The following is a 2393-nucleotide window of genomic DNA, read 5'->3' on the forward strand; positions in this document are numbered from 1 at the left end:
CGGATCGCGGTCACCTATGGCGGCGAGTTCAGCCTCGACGGCGGCCCGTGGATCCGCATCCCCGCCACGGCCACCATCACCGGCCCGACCCAGCCACTGCAGGTCAAGACCGCGCACAACCGTCTGTACAACAACTGACCGGCCGGCGCGCTCGGGGGGCGGCCCTGCACGATACAGACCGGCTCTGCGACCGACCGACGCGGGCGCAACCGCGGCGAGCTCACGGCATACCGGGGCAGACGAAGGGGCCCCGCACCCCCTGGCACGGGACCCCTGAACGGGGAGCGGGTCAGCCGACCCGCGGGATCAGCAGGCTCTGGCCGGCGTGGACCTGGTCGGAGCTGAGGTTGTTGGCCTGCTGGATCCGGGCCATCGCGTCGGTCACGGGCAGCTGCGGCAGCTGCGCGTCGGCGACCTCGGACAGGCTCTGGCCGGCGGACACGGTCACGGCGTGGTCGATCGTGAGGCCCTGCACGGACGGCCCCGGCGCGAGCAGGAACGCCACCCACGTGACGAGCGCGAGCACGGACAGCGTGATCGTCAGCCGGCCGCGCCGGGTCAGGCGCACTCGTGGCGCGGGACGGCAGACCACCGCGTCGCCCGTCGGCACCAGGCGGAGCTGGGGGCGGGTCGAGGTGGGGGCCAGGTCCCAGGCAACTGCTGCGCTCATCGTGTCCTCCATGACTTCAAGCGGTTCGGTCTGCCATGCGGTGGAACTGTGTTCGATAGGACGTCTGTACGAGTTCTAACATGATTGTCGGACAGGTGTCCAGAGTTTCGTCGAACAGATGTTTGAAATGTCTGTTCGACCCCACTACGCTGTGTTCATGTCAGGGAGCAAAACACCGACCTCTGACAGACCCGTTGGTATCGCCGAGCAAGCCGAGCAAGGGGACGACATGGCCGAGATCCACGAGATGCCCGACCGCGAGAAGGGCGACGGGCTGACCGCCCGGCAGCGTCGCGTCCTGGAGATCATCCGCAACTCGGTCGACCGTCGTGGCTACCCGCCCAGCCTGCGCGAGATCGGCGAGGCCGTGGGTCTGGCCAGCCCGAGCAGCGTCGCCCACCAGCTGTCCATGCTCGAGCGCAAGGGCTACCTGCGCCGCGACCCCAACCGCCCGCGCGCCATCGAGGTCGTCTCCCCCGACGCCGGCGAGAAGGACCGCGGCTACCGCGCCGGCGACGCGCGCGAGGGCACCGTCGACGCCACCGGCAGCGGCGACAGCCACCCCGACGCGTCCTACGTCCCCGTCCTCGGTCGCATTGCCGCCGGTGGCCCGATCCTGGCCGAGGAGGTCATCGAGGACGTCTTCCCGCTGCCCAAGCAGATCGTCGGCGAGGGCCAGCTCTTCCTGCTCAAGGTGGTCGGTGACTCCATGGTCGACGCGGCGATCTGCAACGGCGACTGGGTCGTCGTGCGCCAGCAGCAGACCGCCGACAACGGCGACATCGTCGCAGCCATGCTCGACAACGAGGCCACGGTCAAGACGTTCAAGCGCAAGGACGGCCACGTCTGGCTGATGCCGCACAACGACGCCTACGACCCGATCGACGGCGACGAGGCGACCATCCTCGGCAAGGTCACCGCGGTCCTGCGCCGGGTCTGACCCCCTCCGCTCGTATGCCTGTGGCCGGCCCCTCGGGGCCGGCCACCGCTGCGTCCGGGGGCGTAAGCGGGTACGCCATTTGCCCGGTTCCTCCCGCCCCGGCGAGGCCTAGCGTCCGAGCGTTGGGGGCGAGACCGCCCCCGCAGAGAGGTGAGCACCATGCCCGAGTTCATGGACGTCCACACGGGGATGAAGGGCATCAGCGCGGCGGACCTCGCCGCCGCGCACCAGGCCGACCTCGACATCGAGGGCGAGGAGGGCGTGCACTTCAAGCACGCGTGGGCCGACCCCGAGAGCGGCAACGTCTACTGCCTGTCGGAGGCTCCGTCGGCCGACGCGGTCCGCAAGATCCACGAGCGGACCGGCCACCCGGCCGCCGAGATCCACCCCGTGCCGGTCCAGGCCTGACCTGGGCTCAGGACGGCGACGGCACGGCATACCGGGTCAGCCCGACCCGGTGTGCCAGCTCGGACAGCGTCTGCCCCAGGGCGGCGTCGACGCGGATGGTGGCCTCACCGTCACCACGGCTCGTGCCGCGGGTCACGATCGCGACCGGTAAGCCGTGCGCGGCCGCGCGCCGGACGAACCGATAGCCGCTCATCACCTGCAGCGACGAGCCGAGCACGAGCAGCCCGTCGCACGCCTCGACCTCGGCAAAGCACTGGGCGACAAGGGGTTTGGGCACCGACTCCCCGAAGAACACCACGTCGGGCTTGAGCTGGTCGGAGCCGCAGACCAGGCACCGCGGCGGGTGGAAGCGCGCCACGGCGTCCTCGGGCAGCA

General features: G+C 70.6%; 4 protein-coding genes. 2 read left to right on the forward strand and 2 right to left on the reverse strand.

What is annotated here, in order from left to right; all coding sequences use genetic code 11:
* Window positions 1–289 precede the first annotated feature (289 nt).
* Window positions 290–670: a LysM peptidoglycan-binding domain-containing protein gene (locus VF825_RS02375; RefSeq protein ID WP_331109750.1), complete on the reverse strand. Its 381-nt coding sequence runs from the start codon at window positions 668–670 to the stop codon at window positions 290–292.
* A 229-nt stretch (window positions 671–899) separates the two neighbouring features.
* Here VF825_RS02375 and lexA point away from each other — a divergent pair, with 229 nt between their 5' ends.
* Together lexA and VF825_RS02385 are read left to right on the forward strand one after the other, a co-directional pair.
* Complete coding sequence (gene lexA, locus VF825_RS02380; protein WP_331109752.1) at window positions 900–1610, forward strand: transcriptional repressor LexA; 711 nt, start codon at window positions 900–902, stop codon at window positions 1608–1610.
* A gap of 159 nt (window positions 1611–1769) precedes the next feature.
* Window positions 1770–2018 (forward strand): SCO4226 family nickel-binding protein, encoded by a 249-nt coding sequence (locus VF825_RS02385; protein ID WP_141788831.1) that lies wholly within the window; start codon window positions 1770–1772, stop codon window positions 2016–2018.
* Window positions 2019–2025: 7 nt separating this feature from the next.
* Here the strand turns inward: VF825_RS02385 and VF825_RS02390 are convergent.
* Window positions 2026–2393, reverse strand: a 368-nt coding sequence (locus VF825_RS02390) for a Sir2 family NAD-dependent protein deacetylase (protein ID WP_331109755.1), incomplete at its 5' end; no start/stop codon positions are given.

It is taken from the genome of Oryzihumus sp., assembly GCF_036391795.1.
In the GTDB taxonomy this organism is placed as follows: Bacteria; Actinomycetota; Actinomycetes; order Actinomycetales; family Dermatophilaceae; genus Oryzihumus.

Coding starts and splice junctions, on each gene's coding strand:
- VF825_RS02375 (WP_331109750.1), bottom strand. CDS start 670: ATGAGCGCAGCAGTTGCCTGGGACCTGGCCCCCACCTCGACCCGCCCC.
- lexA (WP_331109752.1), top strand. CDS start 900: ATGGCCGAGATCCACGAGATGCCCGACCGCGAGAAGGGCGACGGGCTG.
- VF825_RS02385 (WP_141788831.1), top strand. CDS start 1,770: ATGCCCGAGTTCATGGACGTCCACACGGGGATGAAGGGCATCAGCGCG.